At 68.5% G+C, this 24,376-nt stretch carries 25 protein-coding genes; 7 read left to right on the top strand and 18 right to left on the bottom strand.

Annotation, left to right across the window (positions count from 1 at the left end; translation table 11 throughout):
- The first annotated feature begins 121 nt into the window (after window positions 1–121).
- The 5 genes from AB7I40_RS13585 (at window position 122) to AB7I40_RS13565 (ending at window position 5,376) form a co-directional block, all read left to right on the top strand.
- A complete protein-coding gene (locus AB7I40_RS13585) occupies window positions 122–565 on the top strand; it encodes an OsmC family protein (protein WP_428347965.1) in 444 nt (147 codons plus the stop codon).
- A gap of 308 nt (window positions 566–873) precedes the next feature.
- Window positions 874–1,632: a class I SAM-dependent methyltransferase gene (locus tag AB7I40_RS13580; protein ID WP_428344938.1), complete on the top strand. Its 759-nt coding sequence runs from the start codon at window positions 874–876 to the stop codon at window positions 1,630–1,632.
- Window positions 1,633–2,204: 572 nt separating this feature from the next.
- The gene (locus AB7I40_RS13575) at window positions 2,205–3,824 is read left to right on the top strand and encodes a helicase (protein ID WP_428344937.1); all 1,620 of its coding nucleotides are present in this window, start codon (window positions 2,205–2,207) and stop codon (window positions 3,822–3,824) included.
- A 109-nt stretch (window positions 3,825–3,933) separates the two neighbouring features.
- Entirely contained in the window at window positions 3,934–4,806 is an 873-nt protein-coding gene (locus AB7I40_RS13570) for an Ig-like domain-containing protein (RefSeq protein ID WP_428344936.1), read from the top strand.
- 189 nt (window positions 4,807–4,995) lie between these two features.
- A complete protein-coding gene (locus AB7I40_RS13565) occupies window positions 4,996–5,376 on the top strand; it encodes a RidA family protein (protein ID WP_428344935.1) in 381 nt (126 codons plus the stop codon).
- Between the two features lie 68 nt (window positions 5,377–5,444).
- Here the strand turns inward: AB7I40_RS13565 and AB7I40_RS13560 are convergent, their stop codons facing one another.
- From AB7I40_RS13560 to AB7I40_RS13530, 7 genes are all read right to left on the bottom strand, one after another.
- Window positions 5,445–6,305: an alpha/beta fold hydrolase gene (locus AB7I40_RS13560; RefSeq protein ID WP_428344934.1), complete on the bottom strand. Its 861-nt coding sequence runs from the start codon at window positions 6,303–6,305 to the stop codon at window positions 5,445–5,447.
- A gap of 101 nt (window positions 6,306–6,406) precedes the next feature.
- A complete protein-coding gene (locus tag AB7I40_RS13555; RefSeq protein ID WP_428344933.1) occupies window positions 6,407–7,279 on the bottom strand; it encodes an alpha/beta fold hydrolase in 873 nt (290 codons plus the stop codon).
- Window positions 7,280–7,352: 73 nt separating this feature from the next.
- Window positions 7,353–8,186, bottom strand: a complete 834-nt coding sequence (locus AB7I40_RS13550) for an alpha/beta fold hydrolase (RefSeq protein WP_428344932.1) — start codon at window positions 8,184–8,186, stop codon at window positions 7,353–7,355.
- Between the two features lie 185 nt (window positions 8,187–8,371).
- The gene (locus tag AB7I40_RS13545; RefSeq protein ID WP_428344931.1) at window positions 8,372–11,077 is read right to left on the bottom strand and encodes an AAA family ATPase; all 2,706 of its coding nucleotides are present in this window, start codon (window positions 11,075–11,077) and stop codon (window positions 8,372–8,374) included.
- 166 nt (window positions 11,078–11,243) lie between these two features.
- Window positions 11,244–12,146 (bottom strand): glutaminase, encoded by a 903-nt coding sequence (locus AB7I40_RS13540; protein WP_428344969.1) that lies wholly within the window; start codon window positions 12,144–12,146, stop codon window positions 11,244–11,246.
- Between the two features lie 176 nt (window positions 12,147–12,322).
- Window positions 12,323–13,279, bottom strand: a complete 957-nt coding sequence (locus AB7I40_RS13535) for an alpha/beta fold hydrolase (RefSeq protein WP_428344930.1) — start codon at window positions 13,277–13,279, stop codon at window positions 12,323–12,325.
- 105 nt (window positions 13,280–13,384) lie between these two features.
- Window positions 13,385–13,783: a hypothetical protein gene (locus tag AB7I40_RS13530; protein WP_428344929.1), complete on the bottom strand. Its 399-nt coding sequence runs from the start codon at window positions 13,781–13,783 to the stop codon at window positions 13,385–13,387.
- A 103-nt stretch (window positions 13,784–13,886) separates the two neighbouring features.
- Here AB7I40_RS13530 and AB7I40_RS13525 point away from each other — a divergent pair, with 103 nt between their 5' ends.
- On the top strand, window positions 13,887–14,462 hold the full coding sequence (locus AB7I40_RS13525) for a TetR/AcrR family transcriptional regulator (RefSeq protein ID WP_428344928.1): 576 nt from the start codon (window positions 13,887–13,889) through the stop codon (window positions 14,460–14,462).
- 53 nt (window positions 14,463–14,515) lie between these two features.
- On the opposite strand, the gene AB7I40_RS13520 is transcribed toward AB7I40_RS13525, so the two are convergent.
- The 3 genes from AB7I40_RS13520 to AB7I40_RS13510 are packed head-to-tail and all read right to left on the bottom strand — an operon-like array spanning window position 14,516 to window position 17,437.
- Complete coding sequence (locus tag AB7I40_RS13520; RefSeq protein WP_428344927.1) at window positions 14,516–16,075, bottom strand: HD domain-containing phosphohydrolase; 1,560 nt, start codon at window positions 16,073–16,075, stop codon at window positions 14,516–14,518.
- Window positions 16,072–16,818 carry a hypothetical protein gene (locus AB7I40_RS13515; protein ID WP_428344926.1) on the bottom strand — a complete coding sequence of 249 codons (747 nt, stop codon included), beginning with the start codon at window positions 16,816–16,818 and terminating at the stop codon, window positions 16,072–16,074. The genes AB7I40_RS13520 and AB7I40_RS13515 overlap by 4 nt, the downstream gene beginning before the upstream one ends.
- Window positions 16,787–17,437 (bottom strand): nucleoside kinase, encoded by a 651-nt coding sequence (locus AB7I40_RS13510; protein ID WP_428347964.1) that lies wholly within the window; start codon window positions 17,435–17,437, stop codon window positions 16,787–16,789. Before AB7I40_RS13510 ends, AB7I40_RS13515 begins: the two co-directional genes overlap by 32 nt.
- Window positions 17,438–17,744: 307 nt before the next feature.
- Here AB7I40_RS13510 and AB7I40_RS13505 point away from each other — a divergent pair, with 307 nt between their 5' ends.
- Complete coding sequence (locus tag AB7I40_RS13505) at window positions 17,745–18,020, top strand: Fe-S cluster assembly protein HesB (protein ID WP_428344924.1); 276 nt, start codon at window positions 17,745–17,747, stop codon at window positions 18,018–18,020.
- A gap of 77 nt (window positions 18,021–18,097) precedes the next feature.
- Here AB7I40_RS13505 and AB7I40_RS13500 read toward each other — a convergent pair whose 3' ends face one another.
- The 8 genes from AB7I40_RS13500 to AB7I40_RS13465 all read right to left on the bottom strand — a co-directional run bounded on the left by AB7I40_RS13500 (window position 18,098) and on the right by AB7I40_RS13465 (window position 24,317).
- Window positions 18,098–19,060, bottom strand: a complete 963-nt coding sequence (locus AB7I40_RS13500; protein WP_428344923.1) for an NADP-dependent oxidoreductase — start codon at window positions 19,058–19,060, stop codon at window positions 18,098–18,100.
- An 80-nt stretch (window positions 19,061–19,140) separates the two neighbouring features.
- Window positions 19,141–19,578, bottom strand: a complete 438-nt coding sequence (locus AB7I40_RS13495) for a hypothetical protein (RefSeq protein ID WP_428344922.1) — start codon at window positions 19,576–19,578, stop codon at window positions 19,141–19,143.
- Window positions 19,539–19,853, bottom strand: coding sequence for a Fic family protein (locus tag AB7I40_RS13490; RefSeq protein WP_428344968.1), 315 nt, complete (start codon window positions 19,851–19,853; stop codon window positions 19,539–19,541). The genes AB7I40_RS13495 and AB7I40_RS13490 overlap by 40 nt, the downstream gene beginning before the upstream one ends.
- Window positions 19,854–19,870: 17 nt before the next feature.
- The gene (gene lipA / locus AB7I40_RS13485; protein ID WP_428344921.1) at window positions 19,871–20,812 is read right to left on the bottom strand and encodes a lipoyl synthase; all 942 of its coding nucleotides are present in this window, start codon (window positions 20,810–20,812) and stop codon (window positions 19,871–19,873) included.
- Window positions 20,809–21,501: a 2-oxo acid dehydrogenase subunit E2 gene (locus AB7I40_RS13480; RefSeq protein ID WP_428344920.1), complete on the bottom strand. Its 693-nt coding sequence runs from the start codon at window positions 21,499–21,501 to the stop codon at window positions 20,809–20,811. Before AB7I40_RS13480 ends, lipA begins: the two co-directional genes overlap by 4 nt.
- Window positions 21,494–22,339 (bottom strand): ABC transporter ATP-binding protein, encoded by an 846-nt coding sequence (locus tag AB7I40_RS13475; RefSeq protein ID WP_428344919.1) that lies wholly within the window; start codon window positions 22,337–22,339, stop codon window positions 21,494–21,496. Before AB7I40_RS13475 ends, AB7I40_RS13480 begins: the two co-directional genes overlap by 8 nt.
- Entirely contained in the window at window positions 22,323–23,273 is a 951-nt protein-coding gene (locus AB7I40_RS13470) for an ABC transporter permease (RefSeq protein WP_428344918.1), read from the bottom strand. The genes AB7I40_RS13475 and AB7I40_RS13470 overlap by 17 nt, the downstream gene beginning before the upstream one ends.
- A 60-nt stretch (window positions 23,274–23,333) precedes the next feature.
- Window positions 23,334–24,317 carry an ABC transporter substrate-binding protein gene (locus AB7I40_RS13465; protein WP_428344917.1) on the bottom strand — a complete coding sequence of 328 codons (984 nt, stop codon included), beginning with the start codon at window positions 24,315–24,317 and terminating at the stop codon, window positions 23,334–23,336.
- Window positions 24,318–24,376 lie beyond the last annotated feature (59 nt).

Here is a 24,376-nt window from a genome sequence, read left to right as displayed (position 1 = left end):
GCCGCGTGAGGTGTGACTGTTTGGTCCAACTGTTGCGAGAAGTCATTGCCATCAGCCAGAGAGTGCGCCGCTTTGGGTCGCCAGGCAGGCTGAGCCAATGGAACATCGCTACACGCTGACCGTGACCTGGACCGGCAACACCGGGGAGGGCACCTCCACATACCGTGGATACAAACGCACTCACACGGTGGAGGCCGAAGGGCCGCCCGAGCTACTCGGCTCGGCGGACCGTACGTTCCATGGCGACCGCGAGCGATGGAACCCGGAGCAGCTCCTTCTCGCCTCACTTGCCCAGTGCCACATGTTGTCCTATCTCCACGTGTGCGTTGACGCGGGCGTCGTCGTGACCCAGTACCTCGACCGCCCGACCGGTTCGATGAAAACCGAGGCCGACGGGAGCGGACGGTTCACGGAGGTGGTGCTGCATCCAGAGATCGTCGTCACCGACGACAGCATGATCGAGGCCGCACGGGACGCGCACCGCCGTGCCAATGCGTTGTGCTTCATCGCCAACAGCGTCAACTTCCGGGTGCGCCACGAGCCAGCCATCCGCGCCTCCGCCTAAACCTCGCATTCCGGGGCGATGCGGTGATAGACGGCCGCTGGATCCGCCTTGGGTGATCAACAAGGGCGCGTCATACCGCCGCCTGCGGACCTCGGCCAGGACGTTGTCGATGCCGGCATGTAGATGCTTGTCTCGCCTTGGCTGGAACGGCACAAGGGTGCGCGTCCAAACAGGCACCCGCTTCACCGTCGTGCTGCCGGGCTCCTCCTCCCCGCACGGCGCGAGCTCCGAGCGCCGCGGTACGAGCGGCAGCTGACCGGGGGCCCCGAGGGCTCCCGCCGGGCACCTCCGAGCCCTAGAGTGGATAGATGATTTTCGACGTCACCGCCGACGCCTACGGCCGGTTCATGGGGAGATACTCCGAGCCGTTGGCCGATCAGCTCGTGGCGATGGCCGGCCTGCGGGCCACCGACCGAGTGCTCGACGTGGGCTGCGGACCGGGGGCGCTGACCGCGCGGCTGGTCGCCGTCGCCGGCACCGGCCGGGTCACCGCGATCGACCCGTCCTCGTCGTTCGTCGCCGCCGTCGCCGCCCGCCTGCCGGGCGTGGACGTCCGTGAGGCGAGTGCCGAGGCGCTGCCGTTTCCCGACCACGGGTTCGATGCGACGTTGGCCCAGCTGGTGGTGCACTTCATGAGCGACCCGGTGGCGGGCCTGCGCGAGATGGCCCGGGTCACGCGTCCGGGCGGTCCGGTGGTCGCCTCGGTTTGGGACCACGGCGGCGGCCGAGGACCGTCGTCGCCGTTCTGGCGAGGTGTCGCGGATGTCCACCCCGGCGCGCTCGACGAGAGCGACCCCCCCGGCTCACGCGAGGGCCACCTGGGCCAGCTCTTCGACGACGCCGGCCTCGGCAACCTCGACGAGACGGTGCTCACCGTGACCGTGCCGTACGAGAGCTTCGAGGAGTGGTGGGAGCCCTACACCTTCGGGGTCGGGCCGGCCGGCGCCTACGTCGACCGGCTGGACGAGGCGGACCGGCAGCGGGTCCGTGACGCGTGCGCGGCGCAGCTGCCCCCGGCGCCCTTCGAGGTCACGGCGTCGGCGTGGACGGTGCGCGGGCGGGCCTAGCCGACTCCGTCGTGGGTCCGTCGAAGACCCGCAGCAACCGCTCCACCTTCCAGCGGGACTCGGCGTGCTCCTCGGCGACGTCGGAGTGGACCGTGATCCCGCCGGTCCCGAGCAGGTAGCGCCAGCACCGACGACCTGACCGCCCCAGCCGACACCGGCAAAACGACCAACCTGGAACGACCTGGCAGCGAGGCCAGACCCTCAGCCACGCCCACACACCCAACCACCCGTCGTCAGCGACCGCGACCACTCAGCCCAGCTCATCGGTGGATCGAGGCTTAGACCGAGTGCGTCACACCGCCGCCTTAGGGCGGTGGGATGCCCGGGCACGTCGGTGTCTGAGCGGTGCGGCGCGCCACCACGGCCAGCAGGGCACGGGGGTGGGGCGTACATCGACCGAGCGGCGGATGTGGGCGAGCCGGCTCTGTTGGTGGTTGAGGCACCGATAGCGTCCAGACATGCCCAGTCGTCGCCCAGCTAGTGCTCGCCGGCGCGCCACATCGCCGCGTCGGGGCGGGACGCGGAAGCCACCGCGGCCGCTGCCGGTCGCCGGTCCGGGTGAGCGGCTATGGGTGCTCGACGTTCCCTACGGGACACAGGTCGAGGGCGCCACCTGGCACCCGGCGGTGAAGACGCACCTGTACGTCGGGCGCGCCTTGCCTGCACACCTTGCGCCCTACGCTCCGGGGCCGTACACACTCGGTCGGTTCATCGAGAACACCCTCAACCCCGGCGATCCGACGCCCGCCCCCGAGCCGACCGACGCGCTCGAGCCCCGCAGGATCCAGTTCGAGGCGGCCGATGCGATCGCGGCGCGCGCCGCGGCGGGCGGACGGCAGTTCCTGCTGGCCGACGAGCCCGGCGTAGGCAAGACGATCTCCGCCGTCCTCGGGGCGACGGCGGTGGGGGACCTCCGAGGCGCGCGGCGGGTGCTCGTCGTGGCCGACCGACCCGCCGCGATCACGATCGGCCACTGGTGTCGCACTATCATGGCGCTGGGCGACGGCGGTCTGGAATGGGTCGTGATCACCTGGGACCGGCTGGAGAAGGTCAAGGACCACACGTGGGACGTGATCATCGCCGACGAGGCCCACGCACTGCGACGTACGACGACGAAACGATGGAAGCACTGGGCGCGGATCTCCGGTCACGGACGGCCGCACGACAAGGCGCCGTTTGTTATCGCGACGACCGCGACGCCCGGACACACGCCGCTGGAGCTGCCCTACCTCGCTCCGGCGTATGCGCAGGTGCTCGGCGAGCCGATGCGGGAGTGGACCTCGGCGGCGCAACCCGGGGAGGCGTTCGCCGCCGCGCTCGAGCGCCACGGCGTAGGGGTGGAGCAGGGACGGTACGGCGCGACGTGGACCACCGATCCGGCCCGGCGCGCCGCGGACCTCAAGCTGGTGCGCGGCTGGCTCGCCGAGGAGCGTCCCCCGGCGATGCTGCACCGCGCCGCACCGTGGGGGCCGGTCCCGATCTCTGGCATGCCGGTGGCGCTCACCCCGTCGGAGCGGACGGCGTACGAGGCTGAGTGGGGGGAGTTCTGTCGTGAGATGGAGATCGCGCGGCGTGGCCGCAATATCGTGAAGGGCCGAGCCGCGTTGCTGCGCTTCCGGCAGAAGGCCGGGATGATCCGGGTCGACTCGACGGTCGCCTGGATCGCACAGCAGGTCGAGGCCGAGCGACAGGTGGCGTGCTCGGTCGAGTTCGTCGCAACCGCGGCCGACCCGATCGCCGACCGGCTGCGTGACTCCGGCATCGACGTGGCCACGATCTACGGCCGCAACCGGTTCGACCCCGAGGCTGAGCGGGTGCGTTTTCAGACCGGCGCAGCGAAGGTCTGCGTGTTCACCACGGTCGCCTCGATCAGCCTGCACGCCGGCGAGACCCTCGCCGACGGCCGTCAGGCGAGCACCGAACCCCGGGTCGGCGTCTTCCACCAGGCCCGCTTCTCAGGCATCGCCGGACGGCAGGTGACCGGACGCACCCACCGCGACCACCAGGTCTCGCCGTGGCACATCGCCTACGCCGAGGGCACCGTCGAGGAGCAGGTCGGCAGGGTGATGGTGGAGCGGATCGCCGCAGCCTCCGACACCGTGGGAAGCGACACCACCGGCCTCACCGCCCTCGCCCAGCTCCTCGGGGCCGACTGGCTGCCGACCACGACCCTGACCGAGGACGACACCTGACCGGGGCTCGACCCACCCGCTAGCAGGGGGGTCGGATTGCGGCTCGCCGTGAAGCGGCGGGGGTGTCCTCGCTGTCAGCGTGGAGGCACCCCAACCCGAGGAGTCGATCATGTTCCAGATCAACCGTTCCGAGTCCACCGTCACCACCTCCGACAGTGCCGTCCAGGGCGCTGCCTCCCGCAGGATGAAGAAGCCCGCCCTCCTGACCTTCGCGGTCATCGGCGGTCTCCTTCTCGCACCCCAGGTCCTGAGCTCGCCCGGCACCGCCTACGCCGGCGAGTCGGCCGCGTCCGTGGCCGTGCCGGCCCTGGTACCGCCGCAGGGCAGCACCTGGGTGGTGGGCGTCCTCACCGACCAGGCCGGCCACGGGCTCGACAACGTCAACGTCGAGGCCTGGCCGCAGAGCATCACAGCCGCCGAGCCGGTGGCCTCCAGCCTGACGTACGGCGGACCGGCGTACGACGCCCAGCAGCGCAACGGCTTCTTCCGGCTCGAGGTACCGAGCGGCAAGGCGTACCGCATCGTCATCTCCGCGGTCGGTGCGCAGGAGGACGGCGACCCGTTCCGGATGAAGTGGTACGGCGGCGGCCGCCCGGTCATGATGCGCACCACGACCCACGCGGCAGCCGCTGGGACCGGGACCGTGCGGGATCTGGGAACGATCCAGCTGGCCCGTCAGGGCAAGGTCGCCTCCACCACCAAGGTCGCACGACCCGCGAAGGTCAAGGCCGGCACGCACGGCAAGATCCGCGTCACCGTCTCGAGCCGCTACGTCACCAACGTCACCGGCAAGGTCATCGTCAATGTCTCAGGCAAGAAGGTCTCCACCTGGCTGAACCTGAGTGATCACGGCCGAGCCACGGTCAGGCTGCCGAAGCTGAAGGTCGGCAAGCACGCCGTCTCGGCCCGCTTCGTCGGCACCGGAACCGTGCACACGTCGAAGTCGAAGGTGGTCAAGGTGATCGTGGCCAAGAAGCGGTAGTCCTCCGCCCCACCGGGGCCCACGCCGAGCACCCGCTCGGCGTGGGCCAACACCGCTCTCGTCCCCAGTGCAGGGCAACTTCCGGTTCAGAACGGTGCGTCTATCCGCCGACTTCGGGCTGGCGCCAGATGCCAGAAAGCGCCTTCCGTAGACCTGCCGACGGTGGGACGATCAACCAGGAGGTCCGAGATGCCCCGTCAGATCATCACGACATCGAATGCGCCGAGCTCGCCGCTCTTCAGCCAAGCAGTCAAAGCTGGGTCCCTGGTGTTTGTCTCGGGAACCACCGGCATCGACTCGAGCACTGGTCGCATGGCCGGTGACAGCATCCAGGCTCAGACCGGGCAAGCGCTGGCGAACTGCGAGGCCATCCTGCAGGAGGCTGGTGCGACGCTCGATGACGTCGTTGAGGTAGGAGTGCTGCTCACAGACCCGAACGACTTCGCTGGCATGAATGAGGAGTACGCCCGCTGGTTTCCGTCTGATCCGCCGGCTCGCTATGCGGCCAAGCTGGGAGCCGAGATACCAGGACTGCTCATCTCCATACGCATGACGGCATCCCTCGTCTGAGTCGGCCGGTTGACGGCGGCCTCGAGAACGCGTTCCTGGCTGCGTCCATCTGCCGCAATCGTCCCGGATCAGTTGGCTAGGAAGGCGACGGTACGGGCGGCGGCCTCCCCGGCGTACTGGAAGATCGAGCCGTGTGAGGCATCCGGGTAGATGTGGATCTGCGCGTCGGGGATGAGGGCGGCCATGAGGTGGCTGGCCTTGGTCGGAATCATGACGTCGTGATCGCCCTGCAACACCAGAGTCGGCTGGGTGATGCCCGTCAGACGCCGGACGGCCGTCCAGTCCTGGACACCCCAGTTCTCGACCGCGCGGTACTGGGCGTCCTTGGTCTCGAGGGAGGGCCACTCGTCGCGGCCCTCCTGACGCGCGAAGATTCGGCCGGCGGACGCCTTCCCGGCCCCGAGGCTCTGTGCGGAACCGGTGTAGAAGACGCCGAGGTAGCCCTCTGGCGTGTTGTCATCGACGACTACGCCCTCGATGACGTCCGGCGACCACCCCTCCATGCCCGGGGCGCCCTTGGGGCCGGTGCCGGCGAGGACGAGGCGGCGCACCCGGCCCGGCGCCTCCAACGCGATCTCCTGGGCGACGAAGCCGCCGAGGGAGAAGCCGAAGAGATCGACCTGCGCCAGGCCGAGCGCGTCGAGGAAGGCAAGCGCGTCGATGGCCATCTGCTCGATGGTGTCCGGGGTCGTCCCGGTGCTGGCGCCCACGCCGGCGTTGTCGAAGACGATCACCTCGCGGTGAGCGGCGACTCCGTCGACGAGGGCGGGGTCCCAGTTGTCCACGTTGCCGCGGAAGTGCTGGAGGAAGACGATCGGCACGGCGCTCGACCTCGTCCCGAAGCGGCGGTAGGCGTAGGAGACGCCGTTGGGGGCGTCGACGTGGGCGAGCTCGGCCGTGGCCAGACCTGTGCTGAGGGTGGTGATCATGTCTGATTCCTTCTGTTGGGATGGTGACGCGGAGGGCTCCCCGAACCCGGGGTGGTCTCCCGGGGAGAGCCCTCCGCGTAGCTGCGGTGGTGGGCCGATTGCTAGTCGGTGCGGGCGGCTCGCTCGATCAGCTTCGTGATCTGCTGGGGCGTCTCGAGCATCGAAAGGTGGTCGGCCTTGCGCATGACGATCACACCGTCGGCACGCTTGGCCATTGCGACCTGCTGAGCCGCGGGGAGGACCTTGTCGCCGGTCCCGATGAAGAAGAAGCTCTTGATCGTCTTCCAGGCGGGAGCTTTCGACGGGGCTTGCAGCGCGCTCAGCGCGATCGGGGTCTGGCTCGCGGCGAGGACCTTCGTCTCGGAGGTCGGCAGCTCGGCGGCGAAGATGTCCCCGAACAGCTCGGGCTTGACGTAGGCGTCGACATCATCCTTCGGTGTCGTCGGTCCCGGCGGGTACTGGACGAAGTTGAAGACCTTGGTGGGGTCTCCCGCGAACGCCGAGCCCGGCTTGGCGCCGGTCAGGTCGATGACACTCTCGCCCTCGGCGGGCGCGTAGGCGTCGACATAGACCAGCGCCTTGACCCGCGGCGTCGTGGTGGCGGCGTTGGTGATCACGCTGCCGCCGTACGAGTGGCCGACGAGCACCACCGGACCGGTGGTGGCCTGGTTGACGAACGCGGCGACGTTGGCCGAGTCCTGATCGAGGCCACGCAGCGGGTTCGGGGCGTTGAGGACGGTGAACCCGTCGCTCTGGAGTTCCTTGGTGACCGGCGCAAAGCTCGAGGGGTCGGCCCAGGCGCCGTGCACCAGCACGACCGTGGGTTTGGATGAGGTGCTCGCCACCGCTGTGCGAGGGGGCTCGACGGCCGTCGACCCCTGCGTGGGGACCGTGGCTGCGACCCCGAAGATGGCCGCCAGGGCCACGCCGGAGACCAGGAACTTGGCGCGCTTGGGCAGATGAGGAATGGACATGATGTTCTCCTTTACGTGGCGCGGTTGCGCCGGTGGGTGGGTGGTGCAGGGAACTGTTGGACAGGACGGCTTGTCAGCGGGAGAGGAAGTCGAGCAGCGCCGCGTTGAACTCGTCGGCGTGCGAGACGTTGATGCCGTGCGGGCCGCCCTCGATGAGGACAAGCTCGCTGCCGTCGATCGCTTCGGCGGCACGACGGCCGCTGACGTGGAAGGGCACCACGGCGTCGGAGTCGCCATGGATGACGAGCGTCGGCACGTCGAACTTCTCCAGGTCCGCCCGGAAGTCGGTGCGTCCGAACGCCGCCGGCCCCGCGAGGGTCGCCCGCGCCGACGCGGCGTTGGCCAGGTCGCGGCCGTGCTGGCGCTGTGCCTCGCTGACCGTCGATGTGCCTCCGGCCGAGTAGAGGAGCGTGAGGAACTGGTCGACGAAGCCCGCCCGGTCAGCACGGATCCCGGACTCGAAGTGCGCGATCGTGCCGTCGTCCAGACCGCCCTCGGGGTTGCCCTCGATGAGGTGAAGGAATGGCGTGACCGCGCTGGCCAGCACGGCCTTGGCGACCCGGGCGGTCCCATGGTTGCCGATGTAGCGAGCGACCGCGCCGCCTCCGGCCGAGAAGCCGACCAATGTCACGTCCGACAGGTCGAGATGGTTGAGCAGGGCGTCGAGATCGGCCGCGATGGTGCCGTAGTCGTGACCGTCCCAGCTGGGCGTGGAACGCCCGAACCCGCGACGGTCGAACGTTATGGCCTGGTATCCGGCCTCGACCAGGGCGACGACCTGCTTCTCCCAGGACAGACCGCTCAACGGCCATCCGTGGATCAGCACGACCGGCGCCCCGCTGCCGTGCACCTCGTAGTACAGCCTGACGGGCAAGCCGTTCTCGGTGCCCACGGTCAACTTCGACATGTTCGTGTCTCGAATCCGTCCCTCGGGTGATGACGTGCCGGTGCGAGGGACGTCGGCACCGACACGAGAGAACGGAAGATCCTTCTCTCGCGAGCCGGGTCATTCCGGCTCGTCATCAACGATGTCGGGACACGGCGCCGTCGCCGTCCGTCACATGACGTCACTTCGCGACGTACATGCGTACGTCACCCCTCGGACTTGGCCCCGTCCAGCGCGTCGCGCAACGAGGCGCGGGAGGTGATGCCCAGCTTGGGGAAGATGCGGTAGAGGTGCGTTCCCACCGTTCGCGGGGACAGGTAGAGCCGGGCACCGATCTGCTTATTGCTCAGCCCCGACGCTGCGAGCTCCGCGATGCGCAGCTCCTGCTCCGTCAGATGGGCGAGGCGGTCTACCGCCTCGTCACCGGAGGACCCCGCCAACGAGAGCTCGCGTGCGGCACGCTCGGCCCACGGCGGGGTGCCGATCCCCTCGAACAGCTCCGCCGCACGCACCAGCGCGACGCGGGCGCGCCGCAGGTCACCGTGGCGACGCAGCCACATCCCGTGGGCCAGGCTGATGCGGGCGAGGTCGAACGGGAAGGACGGCCCGGCCGGATGGTCCGCGGCGATCGTGAACAACCGGTCCGCCTCCGCCGTCGGATCGGTGATCGCCAGAACGGCCGTGGTCAGCATGTCCATCCGCGGTGACACCGCCCGCACGCCCTGGGCATCCGCGGCCTCGGCGTGGCGGCGCGCCTCGTCGGCGTGCCCCGTCGCCATCCCGGCCTCGACGATGTCGAGCAGGCAACGGAACGACTCATGGGCGTACGGACGGAAGGACCCGGGCGAGGTGAGCCCGAGCGCGAAGCCCCATGCCCGGTCGTACTCGCCGACCGCGAGCAAGCCGGCCAGCGCGGCACCTTCCACGTGATGGAGCATCACCCCGAGCCCCCGCGGACGGGCCCACACGTCGACCGAGAAGCCCAGTTCGCGGGCACCTACGATGTCACCGCGCTGCGCCAGGACCCGACAGTAGAACGCGCGGTTGAGATAGGTGTACATCTCGAACCCGAGCTCTGCGCTCAGCTCAACACTGCGGGCGTACGTCGTCGCGGCGTCGTCCCAGAGTCCCGCGACCGTCTGGTCAAGGAGCGTCAGCTGCAGCAAGGTCATCGCATCTGCTCGGGATCCGGCCTCGACCTCCCGCTCGATCATCCGCTTCACGTATGAGCGGTGCTCGCCCAGCGAGTCGACCCAGAAGGCGCACAGGGCCAGCAGCGTGACGGCCTGGGTGCCGTGGCCAGGCAGGGTGAACGCCTCGGCCACGCGTTCGCGGGCACCCTCTGCATGACGCAGCAGGTCCCCGCCGATCTCGCGGACGAGCAGTGTCACGGGCCCGAGCCGGTTGGCGTGCTCGGCGACGAGCGGCTCGGTCTGCGCCCAGAGGACCGGATCGGCCGAGTACATGGTGATCGGCAGCAGCACGTTGATGAGGCGATTGAGTGTCTCATCGTCCACCTGATGGCCGTGCCGTTGGAGCGTGTCGACGACCATGCGGTGCGCCGGCACGATGGCTCCGTCGCGGAAGAGCCGCAGGTAGGCGTCGGTGAGCACCGCCGACGGCGAGGCCAGGTCGCCGCTGAGCCGGTCCAGCTGGCCGAGCAACGCCGCGGCATCATCGAGCATCCCCGCCCGACTGGCGGCGAAGGCGGCGTCAGCGAGGCGTCGCTCCCGTCCGTCAGGGCGCTCGCTCAACGCCGCGGCACGGACGAGCAGCTGAACCGCGACGGTGGCTCCGCCACGCCGGGCGGCGTGTTCGGCGCCCGCCTGCACCACGAGAGCGACATTCTCGTCGGGCTCGACCGTGGCGGACGCGAAGTGATGGGCGCGCCGGAGCGGATCGCCCGCGCGGACCTCCGCGAGGTGCAGGTGCGCGGCCCGCAACTCCTGCGACGACGCCGCACCGACCACCGCGGAGCGGACCAAGGGGTGGCGGAACGCGGGTCGACCGTCCGGCGAGCGGAGGTCGACGAGCCCCGCGGTACGAGCTGCGTCGAGACGGTGCGCGAGACGGTGGTTCCCGTCGTCGTCCGCCGCGCCGTCCAGCGCCAGGAGCAGGAGGGCGAATCGCTCGTCCTGCGGCAGTCTGTCGAGCCGCTGGGCATAGACGCGCTCGAGGCGTCGTGGCAGCGGGAGCTCGGGTCTCGCCGCTGCGGTTGTGCCGGCGGCCAGCGAGGCCGGTATCTCGGTGATGGCCAGCGGGTTTCCCACCGCCCAACGGAGCACCTCGGCCCGTAGCTCGGGGGACAGGTCGGGGTGACGGAGGTCGAGCAGGTCGGCCGCGCTCGCTGGGTCGAGCGGTGGCAGCTCGAGGCGCTCGATGCCGGCTGAGTCGAGGTCCGTCGGCTCGCCGGTGCGCACCCCCAGCACGATCGACACGGGGGCGTCGCTGAGCCGGCGCGCCACGAACATCAGCACCTCGCCGCTCGCCGAGTCGAGCCAGTGCGCGTCGTCGATGATGAGAAGACGTGCAGAGTCAGTGCTCGCCATCACGAGCAGGTCCAGGACGGCGGTGCCCAGTGCCAGCACGGCGGGAGCGTCGCCGACCGTGCGCCCGAGCACCACGTCCACGGCCCTGCGCTGATGGTCGGGCAGCGCGAGGACGTAGGCGTCGAGTGGCCGCAGGATCCGATCGAGGGCGGCGTACGGGAACCCTCGCTCCGCCTCCACGCACTCGGCCTGCACCACTGTCCAGCCGTCCACCCGGCCGTGTCGACGCAGCTCGTCCAGCAGCGCTGTCTTCCCCACCCCCGCGTCGCCCTCGACCACCACGGCCCGCCTGTCGCCCGTCAGCACGTCCGAGAGCCAGGCGACCTGCTGCGACCGGCCGACGAGATGGCTGGTGGGCTCCATGAACGGCATCGTATGTGCTGAGCTGAATCGTCCTCACTGCCTCAGCCAGCCACACCGGGGCATGCGGATCAGCCGGCGTCATACCGCGCTCGTGTCCACGGCCGTTCGGACGAGGGTGACCAGCCTCTGTTGACGTTCCGCGCTCGCCCCTCGCTCTGGCCGAGGCTCAGAAGACCGTCCAGTCGGAGTACGTGGTGAACGCTTCCAACGCGGCCAGCCCTGCTGCCGAACTGCCAGACGGGCCGAGCGCGGGACTCCACACGCAGGCGACACCCCGGTCGGGGATGACGGCCAGGATGCCGCCACCGACGCCACTCTTGGCGGGCAGTCCAACTCGGTAGGCGAACTCGCCGGCCGAGTCGTAGGTACCGCACGTGAGCATCACGGCGTTGACCCGCTTCGTCTGCCGTGCACTGAGCAGACGCGTTGCGTCTGAGAGGACCCCGTCGCGGGCGAGGAACAGCCCGGCAAGCGCCAGCTCTCTGCAGGTCATCGAGAGAGCACACTGCGCGACGTACTGGTTGATCACCTGGTCAACCGGACACTCCAGGTTCCCGTAGCTGGCAAGCAGGTGTGCGAGTGCCATGGTGCGGTGACCGGCCTCCAGCTCCGAACGGGCCACCTCGGGATCGCTGCCCACATCGGCGCGGCCGCTCTCCAGGCGCATCAGGTCGCGAAGAGCGACGTAGGCGTCGCCGGTCAGCGAATGCAGCCGGTCGGTGACGACGAGTGCGCCGGCGTTGATGAACGGGTTGCGCGGACGCCCCGCTTCCTGGTCGAGCTGGAGAAAGGAGTTGAACGGGTTGCCCGACGGTTCACGAGACACCCGTTCCCAGATGGCTTCTCCCTCGGCTGCGACCACTAGCGCAAGCGTGAAGACCTTGCTGATGCTCTGCACCGAGAAGCGCACGTCGGCGTCACCGATGACGTGCACCCGGCCGTCGCAGGAGGCGATCACCATCCCGAACTGGCGCGGATCCACCGCCGCCAGACCAGGGATGTAGTCAGCCAGCCGGCCGCGGCCCACTTCGGGAGCGGCGGCCTCCTGAGCACGCAGCAGGGCATCCATGATGTGCACGCCGCCATCCTCGCAGCCGACCGCCCAGCGGTCGGGCGGGGCTCCGGACCCCAACTGTGGGGCGCCGCCCCATCGATCCCGAGGACCGACGATCCACCAGGAAGTGTGCCGCGATGAGCGTCGTGGTCGAGCCAGCACGCGCCTCGAAGTGCGTCAATCTGCCGTGTCTAGGCGCCTTCCCCGACCCTCGTGTGCGCGTGAATCGCGTCGATCAGGAGTGGCCACAGAGCCGGCGGGCGGTCGTGCCCCATGTCCTCGACCAGGAGCAGCGAGGCGTTGGGCACCAGCTCCGCTGTTCGCCGTCCACCGCTCGGGTCGATCAAGCTGTCGTCCTTGCCGTGGATGACAAGCGTCGGCACCTCAAGGTTCCGGAGTGCGTCAGCGCGAGAGCCGTCGAGGATCATCGCTGCGAGCTGTCGCGGTACCCCGGCGGGATAGTAGGAACGGTCGTAGCTGGCTGCGGCCAACTCGCGCAACGCCACCGGGTCGCCGAACCGACGCGAGGCCCAGACGAGATCACGGTCCGCCGAGGCGATGTAGCCGTCCCGGTCAGCCGGACGCGGCGAGAACAGGACCTGTTGAGCCTCCGGCGTGGACTGTCCGTAGTCGGGCTCTCCCGTCGAGGACATCATCGAGGTCAGCGAGAGCACCCGATCGGGGAAGTCGATCGCCATCCTCTGCGCGATCATGCCTCCCATCGAGGAACCGACTACGTGTGCGCGGTGGATGCCCAGACCCTGCAGTAGATCCATCCCGTCGCCGGCCATGTCCCGAAGCGAGTACGGCGCCATGGCGCGGGCAGTGTCGAACTCACCGGCCGCCACGGCAGAGACGAGGTCCAGGAGGTCAATGGGGCGGTCGTCGTGCTTGGTCGACAGCCCACAGTCACGGTTGTCGTACCGGATCACGTAGCGGTTCCGAGCAGCCAACCGTCGGCAGAACTCGGCGTCCCAGCCGAGGAGCTGGGTGCCGAACCCCATGACCAACAGGACAGCCGGATCGGCGCTATCCCCAAAGGCGTGGTACTCGAGCACGATGCCGTTGCTTGTCTCGACGTTCACCGTGCCAGCGTGCCAGTTGTCCCAGACCAACGCGAGCCAGCCGTTGCCGGACGGCATCAACATGTGCGCGCCATGGTGCCGCCTGTGGGTGCGGAGCGGACGACCGGGGTTCCCGACGCAAGCACGGGTCGTGGCGGGGTATTGAGTGAGGGTTGTTCTCAACAGCCCTCAAGAGCCGGCTTTGAGCTGGCGTCGTTGCCTGACCAGTTCAACAACCGCGGCGCTGAGTGAGACAAGCCACCCAGTCGTCATCAGCCACAGCGCCGACTCCGGTTGACGGCTGGAAACGAAAGCTGCGCCAGAGGCGACCGCGACCACGACCCCGGTGAGAATCAACGCCGGCACCAGTTTCGCGCGCGCTGCCACGATCAGGATCAGGGCCTGGACCAGCACCAGCACCCCGAGAAGGGCATGCGCGAGTTCAAGGGCATGACCACCCAGGAATCTCCAGCCGGCGGCCGCGTCGACCCCGGAGGGAAACACGGGACCGAATCCAGCCAGGACCGCTATGGCAACGAGCTGCACGGTCAGTGCTAGCGCCAGGGTCGTGTGGGTCTTGGTGGACATGTCCCCTCCTCCGTTTCGCAACTTCATGTTGCGATAACGTTCAGTGTGCTCGCAATGAGGAGCTATCGCAACCGAAAGTTGCGATATACGAAAGGTGGACGCCGTGATCGCCCGACGAGGAGAGGCGGTGCGTCAAGCCGTGCTCATGGCCGCGCTCGCGGAGTTGGCCGAGGGAGGCTATGCAGCGTTTGCGATCGAGAACGTCGCCGCCCGGGCCGGCGTACACAAGACGACCGTCTACCGCCGGTGGCCCGACCGAGAATCGTTGTTGACCGACGCTGTGCTCGAGCGTGCGGCCTTTGACTTCGAGCTCCCCGACACCGGCGATATCGACGCCGACCTCCGGGTCTGGGTGCAGCGCCTGGCCGACTGGCTCACCGGCCCCTCAGGTGCCCCACTTGTCGCCATGCTCAGATCGGACGCGGCTCGTTTGCCGGCCGTGGTGGAAGCGAAGACCCGGTTCTTCGCCCACCGGGCGATGGTCCTATCGCAGCGTCTGGAGTCGGCTGTCGACAGAGACCAGCTGCCCACCGGCACCGATCCCCTGACCTTCCTTGCCACCCTGGTGGCACCTCTGTACCTCAACCTCCTTGTCCTCGACCGCGACCTCACCCCGGACCACTGCGACCGGTCGGTTCACGTGGCGCTCACTGCAGCCCGCGCGAACCTGTTGGGCTGACCGGTCAGATCCGCTCAGGCCAACAGCCCGGCGCACTCGTCTGCCTCCATGAGTCACGGCGACCCATCGCCCGGCGCGACGAGCCCCTGTCGGAGGGCGTACAGGCTCGCGCCCACGCGGTTGCTGGCGCCGATCTTGGCGTAGGTGCGCTCGACGTGGTTGCGGACCGTCTTCTCGCTGAGCACGAGCCTGGCCGCGATGTCGCGGTTGGAGAGGCCGCGGGCGACGAGGCCGAGGATCTCCGTCTCACGGGGGGTGAGGGCGTCGTCGCGGCGTACCCTCTCTCGCGCATGCCCGGCCACGGCCAGGACCGCGTCAACCACCTCCGCGTCGAGAGCTCCGCGGGTCACGCGGTCCGTCAGCCGGGTCGCGGCGGCGTCAGCGGAGAGCGGCTCCCGGTACGGCCGCCCCTCGAGCGCCGACTGGTAGGCGACCGCTGCGGCCAGAAGCCGCTCGGGTCGGCCGAGCGCCGAACCTGCGAGACCGAGTGGGTAGCCCGACCCGTCAAGGTGCTCATGGTGGGCGCGGGCGATCGCGGCAACGCGGGCAAGTCCGGTGATGCGGGTCAGCACCCGGTCAGTGAGATAGGGGTGCATCCGCACCCGCTCCCACTCTGCACCCGTCAGCGCGGCCGGCTTCGACCAGACCTGGTTGGACACCCCGATCCGCCCGACGTCGTGGAGGTGCCCGGCTCGGCGTACAGCGGTCACGTCGTCGGCCGGGAGACCGAGCTGTACGGCGGACGCTTCCGCGAGTGCGGCGACGTTGCGGGAGTGGCCCAGGGCGAACGGGCACTTGAGGTCGACGAAGTCGCCGATCGCGGTCAGCAAGGTGTCGAGGCGAGAGTCGTCCAGACGGGTCTCGGCGTCGGGCGCGATGGACAGTGCCCGGTCCCACGGGTCGTCGTCGGGAGCCGGGAACAGCGACTCCGCATCGGTGGTGAAGGCGTCGGTGACGGTGGGGTCGAGGTGTCCGCCGCGCCGACTCCTGGCCATCGCGACCGCACCCTGCACGCCGTACATCCGGTGATGCACCTCGGCCACGTCGGCGAGCTGCGCGACCCGCATCTCGATGGGGATCTCGTCCCCGGACGCGCCGGACGGGAGCCCGCCACCGTCGTAGCGCTCGAAGGTGAAGGCGAGGGTCTGCTCGACGTCCGGCCCGAGCCCGATGTGGCGCGCCAGGGCCGCCGCCGAGGTGCAGTGGGAGTGGATCAGCGTGGCGAGCTGGCCGCGTGCGTCCCGCATGAGCGTGGCCATCACGCGCACTCGCTGCCCCAGCGGCTCACCGCGGGCGACGTTGCCGAGAAGGAAGCGCAGGTAGGGCATCCCGGACCAGTCGACGAGGTAGGCGTCGCGGCGGACTGCGATGTCGTCGCCGAACCAGCGGGCGTACTCCTGGGAGTCCGCATGACATCCGATCCACATCAGCAGCGTCGTGTAGTAGACCGTCGCCTTCTGCTCCCGGCTGAGCCCGAGCCGGTCCGCCAACCCGCACGCGACGACCGACGACCGGAGCATGTGCTCGGCAGGCTGACCCAACCCGAGGTCGATCGCCACCGACAGCCCGGCGAGCACTTCGACTCGACGCGGCAGCGGCACAGGTGCGGTCATTGCCCCATTCTGGTCGCTGCGGGGCTCGCAGGCTCCTGCAGTTGCTCGCCTGCCGGAGTGAACCGTGCGCGACCGACGAAGAAGACCCCGCGCTGCGGGAGCCAGAAGTCACCCAGCCGGGTCTGGGCATCCAGAGGTGCCGGTTCGCCGAGGTCCTCGCCGCAGTACGACGCAGTGCTGTTGACCACGCGCCAGATCTTCAGGGGCGCGACCTTGAACCGGGGGCCGTTCGGCGTCTCGCCGCGCAGCCGGATCTTCCCGGTCCGCATCATGGTGCGTGCCATCGGCCCCATCGCGGCGAGCACGGCGTTGCTGTTCCAGCCCGCCTCGGGCAGCGCCCCGCCCATGGCAGTCATCATCCGCGTCGCGGGAGTCGCGCCCAGCTCGATCCGCCAGCTCAGGTCGTCGCCGAGAGTCACCTCGAGGGTGCGGTCGTCGGGCCAGCACACCTCGATGCTCGGAACCTGAGCGGTCGCGGTCGCCGACCCGAAGTAGCGGGGACAGGTCAGCTCAGGTGCGCCGGTGGTGTGGATGGTCCAGCGCCCGTCGGGGTCGCGGTGCCAGATCGCCCGGTACGCCGGCCCGACCGAGCTCGCCACCATGTCCCGGAGCGCGAGGTAGTGCCCGCTGGCGAACGGCAGGCCCATCACGCCGTAGCCGGTGAACCGCTCGTCGTCGCCATCAGGAAGTTGCGGTTGGGCCTGCAGGGCCTCAACGGCCTGTCGCGGTGTCGTCATCGTCATGCGTCCAGACTCGGGCCGCGCGCGGGTCGAGCGCTTGGGGCATCTGCCTCAACTGTGGGCGGGCAGCCGCGTCGCCGCCTCTGACGTCGGCGCGTTCGACGAGCTGGAGGATGTCGTCGACGACGTCGGCGAGCGGGCGGGTGGCGTCGATGACCACGCCAGTGCCCGGGATGTCTTCCTTGGATTGATGGAGCCGGACGATGAGATCGCGCTCCGATGGTCTCGACCCCCATTCGCCCTGCGGGCGCTGGTCGAGTCGCTGATGAAGGGTTCCGAGATCGATGTCGAGGACGAAGACCTCGTCGAACAGGTTGATGAACTTCGAGAAGTTGCGAGAGCCTCCGCAGAAGAAGGTGACGGGCTCCTGTTCGTCGGCGATCAGCGCCCCCACTTGATCGACATCCCAGATGTGGTTCTGGTGCAGGGCAGTATCGGTCGCTTCCCCTGTCTCAGGGTCGCCCTGATACGCGAGTGCCCTGTCTCCGTTGATGGCCTGGTAGCCACGCCGGTTCAGTTCTCGGCACACCGAGGTCTTGCCCGTTCCGGACACACCCTCGACGAGATAGTTGCGGACCCCCATCACCGCAGTATCTTCTCTCAAGCCGCCGGGAGCCAACATCAACTCATGCCCTGATTCGCTTGATCGAGAAGGTGCGTCCATCCGCCGCGAAGTAGCCCTTTTCGACGGCCCATGCCAACTATTGTTGGCGTGAGTCAACTAAATTTGCTGCACCTTGCTGGTGAAGAACAAGAACCGCAGCGCAGCCCCGCCTCGACAGCCACGACACAGCGTCCCATTCCGCCGCCTGCGGGCACATGGCGGCATCGAGATCAGGCGTGGGCGGGCTACTTCGAGCCGCAGTTTGTCTCCGCAGAGGATCCGAGCAATGGTGAAGGGGACACAGCCTCGATTCGGAAGGAGAGCCATGCTTGCTCTCACCGAGAACGTGACCGACATCGTCAAGAAGCTCGCAGAGGAAGTGCCGGGGATCTCCGGCCTCCGTATCGCTGCCGAGGCGGACGGGCAGTCCCTGTCGGTCAGCCCCGTGGATCAGGCCGAACCGGATGATCAGAAGATCGAGCAGGACGGCGCCACCGTCTACGTCGACGGGCCGGCCTCCGAGCTCCTTGCCGACAAGATCTTGGACGGAGTCGTGAACGAGGAAGGCAACATCCAGTTCGCGCTCGGCCAGCAGGCCTGACCGAGATCGTCGATGGAGTCCTGGGTCCTAGGTTGGACTCAGGACTCCAGTCATGTCCGGGCCCGGGGGCGTCCGAGTCAGTGCGCCGCGCTTGCCCTCACCTGCGCCTCAGGCTCAAGCACCAGTTTCCCGCCCGGGTGCTGACCCATCAGCAGCGCAGTGGCCTCACGCGCCTCGGAGAGCCGGAAGGTCCGGGCGATCGGGACGACCAGCCGCCCCTCGCCGGCCAACCGCACAAGGCGGGCCCTCACCGAGTCACGGTAGGTCTGGCTGGCCGGCATCGCACCGGCGATCGCGGCGAAGCCGTCGCGTGTGGCTCGCGCGGCGGCCGCGATGGTGACGATGCGGTCACGGGTGGAGACGAGTGCAAGAGAGACGTCGATCGCCTCGTCGGTGCCCACGCAGTCCAGCGCAGCCACCACCGGCTGGAGCGTCGCTTCGCGGACTCGCTGCTCCAGCCCATCGCCGTACTTGACCGGCAGTCCGCCATACCGGGTGACGACGTCGAAGTTGCCCTCGCTCGCCGTTCCGATCACCCGCGCTCCGAGCAGGGCCGCCTGCTGGAGCGCGCTGACACCGACCGCCCCGGACGCGCCATGGACCAGGATCGTGTCGCCCTCTCCGACGCTCGTCACATGCAGCATCTCGGAGGCGGTGGACCCGGCGAGCAGCAGATTCGCCGCCTCGCCGAACGACAGGGACGGTGGCTTGGCGAACACGTCTCGCGCTGGGACGGTCACCTCGGTGGCCCAGCCGCCCTTGATCCGGAAGGCGAGGACCTCGTCGCCGACGGCCACGGGACCTGAGGCGATCTCGGTGTCCGCTCCGACGGCGCTCACCACGCCAGCCACCTCGTAGCCGATCGCCTTCGGAAACTCGGAGGCGTCACCGCGCGCCACATGCTTGGCGTCGGCTGGGTTCATCCCCGCGGCGCGGACCGCGATGGCGACCTCCCCGGGTCGCGGTGGCTGGACGTCGTACTCCTCGAACGCGAAGACATCCAGGTCACCCGGCCGAGTCGCGATCCAATGATGTGCCATCCCTGGAACCTAGCCCGGCGGCTGTCACCCGCGCGCGGATCCCAGCATGCTGAGATCCGCGCGTGGCGCCGATTCCGATGCTATTGACCGGGTGACTCGGTGCCGTGCTCAAGGAGATCGAGGATGTCATCGGCCTGGTACAGAGCGGACTTCCGATACTTGCCGGCGGCGGCTCGCACTATCCCGACGGAGTCCAACTGCTTGACCAGCTTCTGTGCCGACACGGCGGACACCTCGAGGTTGTCCGCGAGGAACCGTGCCGAGATGACCGGGTATTCGCCCACCAGATCGACTGCGCGGTGGATGGAGGAGTCCGACCGGAACCCCGAGACCGACTGCCTCCAGCGCTGGTGGATGTCGATGGCAGCCAGCCGGAACGTCTCCGCTGCTGACACCGCATCACTGACGTAGTCGAGGAACTGCGCTATGTAGACGCGCAACGCGGGACCTCTGTCATCGCCGTCGTAGCGGTAGTTGGTCAGTGCTCTGACGTACCCATCGACATCCCTGCGGAGCACGTTGGAAAAGGGATGACGCCACCGTCAACCAGGCCGGAGCGTTTCAGGGCGCCGTGGAAGAGAGCCCTGCCCACACGACCGTTGCCATCCTCGAACGGGTGAATGGTCTCAAATTGCGCGTGGATGATCGCTGCCTGCACGACCGGTAGGTCACCCGAGGTGTTGACGTCGGTGAGCAGACCATCCATGTACGGGCGCACCGACTCGTGCGGGGGGCCCGCGTAGTCGGCCTTGAACTTGTTCCTACCGGTGGAGTGAAACCTATGAGCAGCGATGACCGTCGCTCGGCCGCTCAGTTCGACGCACGCGCGTCCATGGCCTGACGGTACAAACGGCCAGCCCGGTAGGACGAACGGACCAGCGGGCCGGACAGTACGCCCGAGAACCCGATCTCCTCAGCCTCGGTCGCCATCTCGACGAACTCCTCGGGCTTCACCCAGCGCTCGACCGGGTGGTGGCGCAGCGACGGGCGGAGGTACTGCGTGATCGTGATCAGCTCGCAGCCGGCGCCGTGCAGGTCGCGCAGCGCCTGGCTGACCTCGTCGCGGGTCTCGCCCATGCCGAGGATCAGGTTGGACTTGGTGACCAGGCCGAACGCCCTGGCCTGGGTCAGCACGTCGAGGGAGCGCTCGTAACGGAACGCGGGGCGGATCCGCTTGAAGATCCGCGGCACGGTCTCCACGTTGTGGGCCAGCACCTCGGGTCGGGACTCGAAGACCTCGCGCAGCAGGTCGGGCTTGCCGTTGAAGTCCGGGATCAGGTTCTCCACCCCGGTGCCCGGGTTGACCTGGTGGATCGCACGGACCGTCTCGGCGTACAACCAGGCACCACCGTCGGGCAGGTCGTCGCGGGCGACACCGGTGATGGTGGCGTAGCGCAACTCCATCTTCTGCACCGACTCCGCGACGCGACGCGGCTCGTCGCGGTCGAGGGGCTGCGGCTTGCCGGTGTCGATCTGGCAGAAGTCGCAGCGGCGGGTGCACTGGTCGCCGCCGATCAGAAACGTGGCTTCCTTGTCCTCCCAGCACTCGAAGATGTTGGGGCAGCCGGCCGACTGGCAGACCGTGTGCAGTCCCTCGGACTTCACGAGGTTCTGCAGCGCGGTGTACTCCGGCCCCATCTTGGCCGTGGTCTTGATCCACTCCGGCTTGCGTTCGATCGGCGTCTGCGAGTTGCGGATCTCGAGCCGGAGGGGCTTGCGGCCTTCCGGTGCGGGAGCGGTTGAGGCGGTCACTGGCTCGCGGGCGGTGCTGCTGCGCCGTGACCGGTGATGCGCTGCCCCAGCTCGATGGCGTAGTCGCCTGCGAGTGCGCCATCGATGACGCGATGGTCGAAGGTCACGGTGAGGTTGGCGATCGAGCGGATGGCGAGTGCGCCGTCGTCGGCGGGGACTACGCGCGCGACCGCACGGTGGATTCCGATGATCGTCGTCTGGGGCGGGTTGATGAGCGGAGTGGCCAGGATGCCGCCGCGGCGTCCGGGGCTGGTCAGCGTCACCGTGGCGCCCGTGACGTCGCGTCCGGTGAGCCGTCCAGCACGCGCGAGATCAGCCAAGCGCCCGATCTCGGCCTGGATCTCCTCGACCTCGAGGTTCTGGCAGTCGTGGATCACCGGCACCATCAAGCCTCTCGGCGTATCGACCGCGATCGCGACGTTGCAGGCACGGAAGCACAACACCTCGTCGCCCACGACGTGGGCGTTGAAGTAGGCGTACGACTCGACCAAGGAGGCAATCGAGGCAGCCGTGACTGCCACGATCGCCGACAGACTCACCCCGGTGACGTCCACCTCCTCGACGACGTGCACTCCGGGGATCTCGGCGTGGGACCTGGCCATCTGTTGGGCGATGACCTGCCGAACACCCCTGATCTTGATCCTGCGAGGGTCTACCTCGACGCCGTCGGCGAGACCTGTCTCAGGCACGGGTCTCACCCTCGGCGCTGAGGATGGCGGCGTCCGACAGGGTGCCGCCGGACAACCGTACGAACCGCTGCTGCAGGTCGCGGACCGTCAAGCCGGTCAGGTCCGATCCCTCGAAGTCGAGCACGATGCGACCCTGGTGCATCATCAACAGCCGGTCGGCGTGGGTCAGCGCGTGGCCCATGTCATGGGTGACCATGAGCGCGGTGATCTGCTGGTCACGGACGATCCGCTCAGTCACCTCGTTGACCCTGGCGGCGCTGTTGGGGTCCAAGGCTGCCACGTGCTCGTCGAGCAGCATGACGGCCGGGGAACCCAGCGACGCCATCGCCACGGCGATGGCCTGCCGCTGCCCGCCAGACAGCGATCCTGACACCGTCGACATCCGGTCCTCGAGTCCCATGCCGAGTGGCCGCAGGACCTCGGCCGCTATCTCGCGGACCGTGGACGACGAGGTACGGCGAAGAGCGAACCGGCCCTTCTTGCCGGCCAGGGCGAGCGCGAAGTTCTCCTCGATGGTGAGGGTGGAGACCATGTTGTCCTGCGGGTTCTGTCGGACCCGGGAGACTCGTCGGATCCGTTTCCAGGACGGCATGGTCGTCACGTCGTGGTCCCTCACCAGGATGCGACCCTCGTCGGCGAGCAGGCTGCCAGCGATCAGCGAGAGCATCGTCGACTTGCCGGCACCGTTGGAGCCGATGATCGAGACGAACGTGCCGGGCTCGACGCTGAGGTCGACGTGGTCGAGTGCCGTGACGACCTCTCGTCCTGCGGTGTGGAACCTCTTGGTGCATCCGTCGAGCACCAGGTCCGGAGCGGATGTTTCAGATGAAGCTGGCAACGCGGTCCTCCTCGTAGAAGCGGGCCTGGGCCACGCGTCGTTCACGACGCCCCGCAGCGGACACGCTGCGAAGCAGGGACCGCCCGTGCGAGCGGGCGGCGATCACCAGGACGACGAGGGCGGCCGTGATCAGCTGGAGCAGACTCGGGTCGAGCCCGATCTGCAAGGACGCCGCGACGGCGAAGCGGTAGAGCACCACTCCGACGATCAGTGCCAGCACCGTGGGAGCCACCCTGTTCGAGCGGCTGATGCTGATGCCGACCATCATGGCGGCCAGGCCGACGACGATGATGCCGTTCTGGATGGTGACGTCCATGAAACCTTGGTTGTGGACGACGAGTCCGCCCGACAGTGCGGCGAGCGCGTTGGCCAGAGCGAGGCCGACCGCCTGCCTGAGCTCGGTGCGGATTCCCAACCCTCGTGCCGTCTGGATGTTCTGGCCAGTGGCGACGATGGAGAGGCCGAAGTCGGTTCGGAGGAACCACAGCAGGGCCAGCGACAGAAGCGCCCCCACCACAGCGCCGGTGATGATCACGGTGGTCTGGTAGTCGAGGTCGAGATCGTCGGCCCAGCTGTAGATGGTCCTGGCGCCGAACAGCGACACGTTGCCCGAATCCATGATCACCAGGCACATCGAGTAGGCCGCGGTCGCCACGAGGATGCTCGCGAGCAGGACGTTGATCCTGAGCTTCAGGTGAAGAAGCGCGGTGATCAGTCCGGCGATGCTCCCAGCGACCATGGCCGCGGCGAGTGCGACGATCGGGTGCTGACCATCGACGGTCAACACGGCGGCGGTCGCGCCACCCACCCCGAAGGATCCTTGCAAGGTGAGGTCGGGAAGGCTCATCACTCCCATCGCGAGATAGATGCCGAGCACGAGCGGGAGATACAGCAGTCCCACTTGTGCGGCGATCTCGATCAGGTTCCACAGCATCGGGCGCTCCGTATGGTCGTAGGGTCCCGGCGACCGGTCAGGGTCGCCGGCGGTGTCAGATCAATAGGTGTTGAGAGCGGCGTCGCTCAGCTCTGACGGGACCTCGATGCCGAGCTCGTCGAGCTTGGTGCGGTTGAGGTCGTACCCACCCGTGTCGGGAATGACGACCGCCAACGTGGCCGGGTCGGCCCCCTCGAGGACCTGCATCACCAGGTCCGCCACGGCCTTGCCCACGACCGTGTAGTCATAGGTGGACGAGAGCACGGCACCCGCCTCGACGGCGCTGGAGGAACCGCCGAAGACCGGGAGCTCTGCGTCGTCGGCGACCTTGATGATGCCGGCGACCGAGCTGATCGTGGTGGTGTCGCCGGGGACCTGGATGGCGTCGACCTTCCCGACCAGCGAGTCGGCCGCCTGGGTGACGTCGGAGCCGTTGGTGATGGTTGCCTCGACGTAGTCGATCCCGAGCTCGTCCAGGTGTGCCTTGGCGGCGTCGGTCTGCGCGTCGCCGGCGGGGTCGCCGAGCTTCCAGATCAGACCGACGGTGTCCATGTCGGGCAGCAGCTGCACCATGGCATCGATGTCCGGGACCGGATCCAGCACGTCCGACACCCCGGTCACGTTGCCCCCGGGCTCCTCGAGGGACTCAACGAGCTTGGCCTCGACCGGGGTCGAGGAGGCGGCGAAGACGATCGGGATGTCCTTCGTCGCAGTCGCCATGAGCTGTGCTGCTGCCGTGCCCACCGGGACGATCACGTCGCAATTGTCGGCGATGAACTTCTGGGCGAGGGTCTGCTCGGTCGCGGTGTCGGCGTTCGGGTTCTGGACGTCGATCTCCAGTCCCTGGTCCACGGCGTCGGCGAGGCCCTCCCGCAGGCCGCTGATGATGTCGTCGATCACGGTGGCGGTCGCATACTGGTCGACGCACACCTTGGCACCACTGAGGTCGTCCTGCGTGCCGGCGCTGGAGGAGTCGCTGCACGAGGACAGCGCGAAGGTGGTGAGCACCGCCGTGGTGATGGCGATGGGGGTGATCCTTGGCATGACGTGCTCCTTGATGAAGGGATGTCCCGAGACCGTGCGGCTCGTGCCGGACGGTGGAG

Origin of the sequence: Nocardioides sp., from assembly GCF_050246775.1 — a bacterium.
In the GTDB taxonomy this organism is placed as follows: domain Bacteria; phylum Actinomycetota; class Actinomycetes; order Propionibacteriales; family Nocardioidaceae; genus Nocardioides.
The sequence above is the reverse complement of the archived record's forward strand: the minus strand, read 5'-3'. Positions and strand labels throughout refer to the sequence as shown.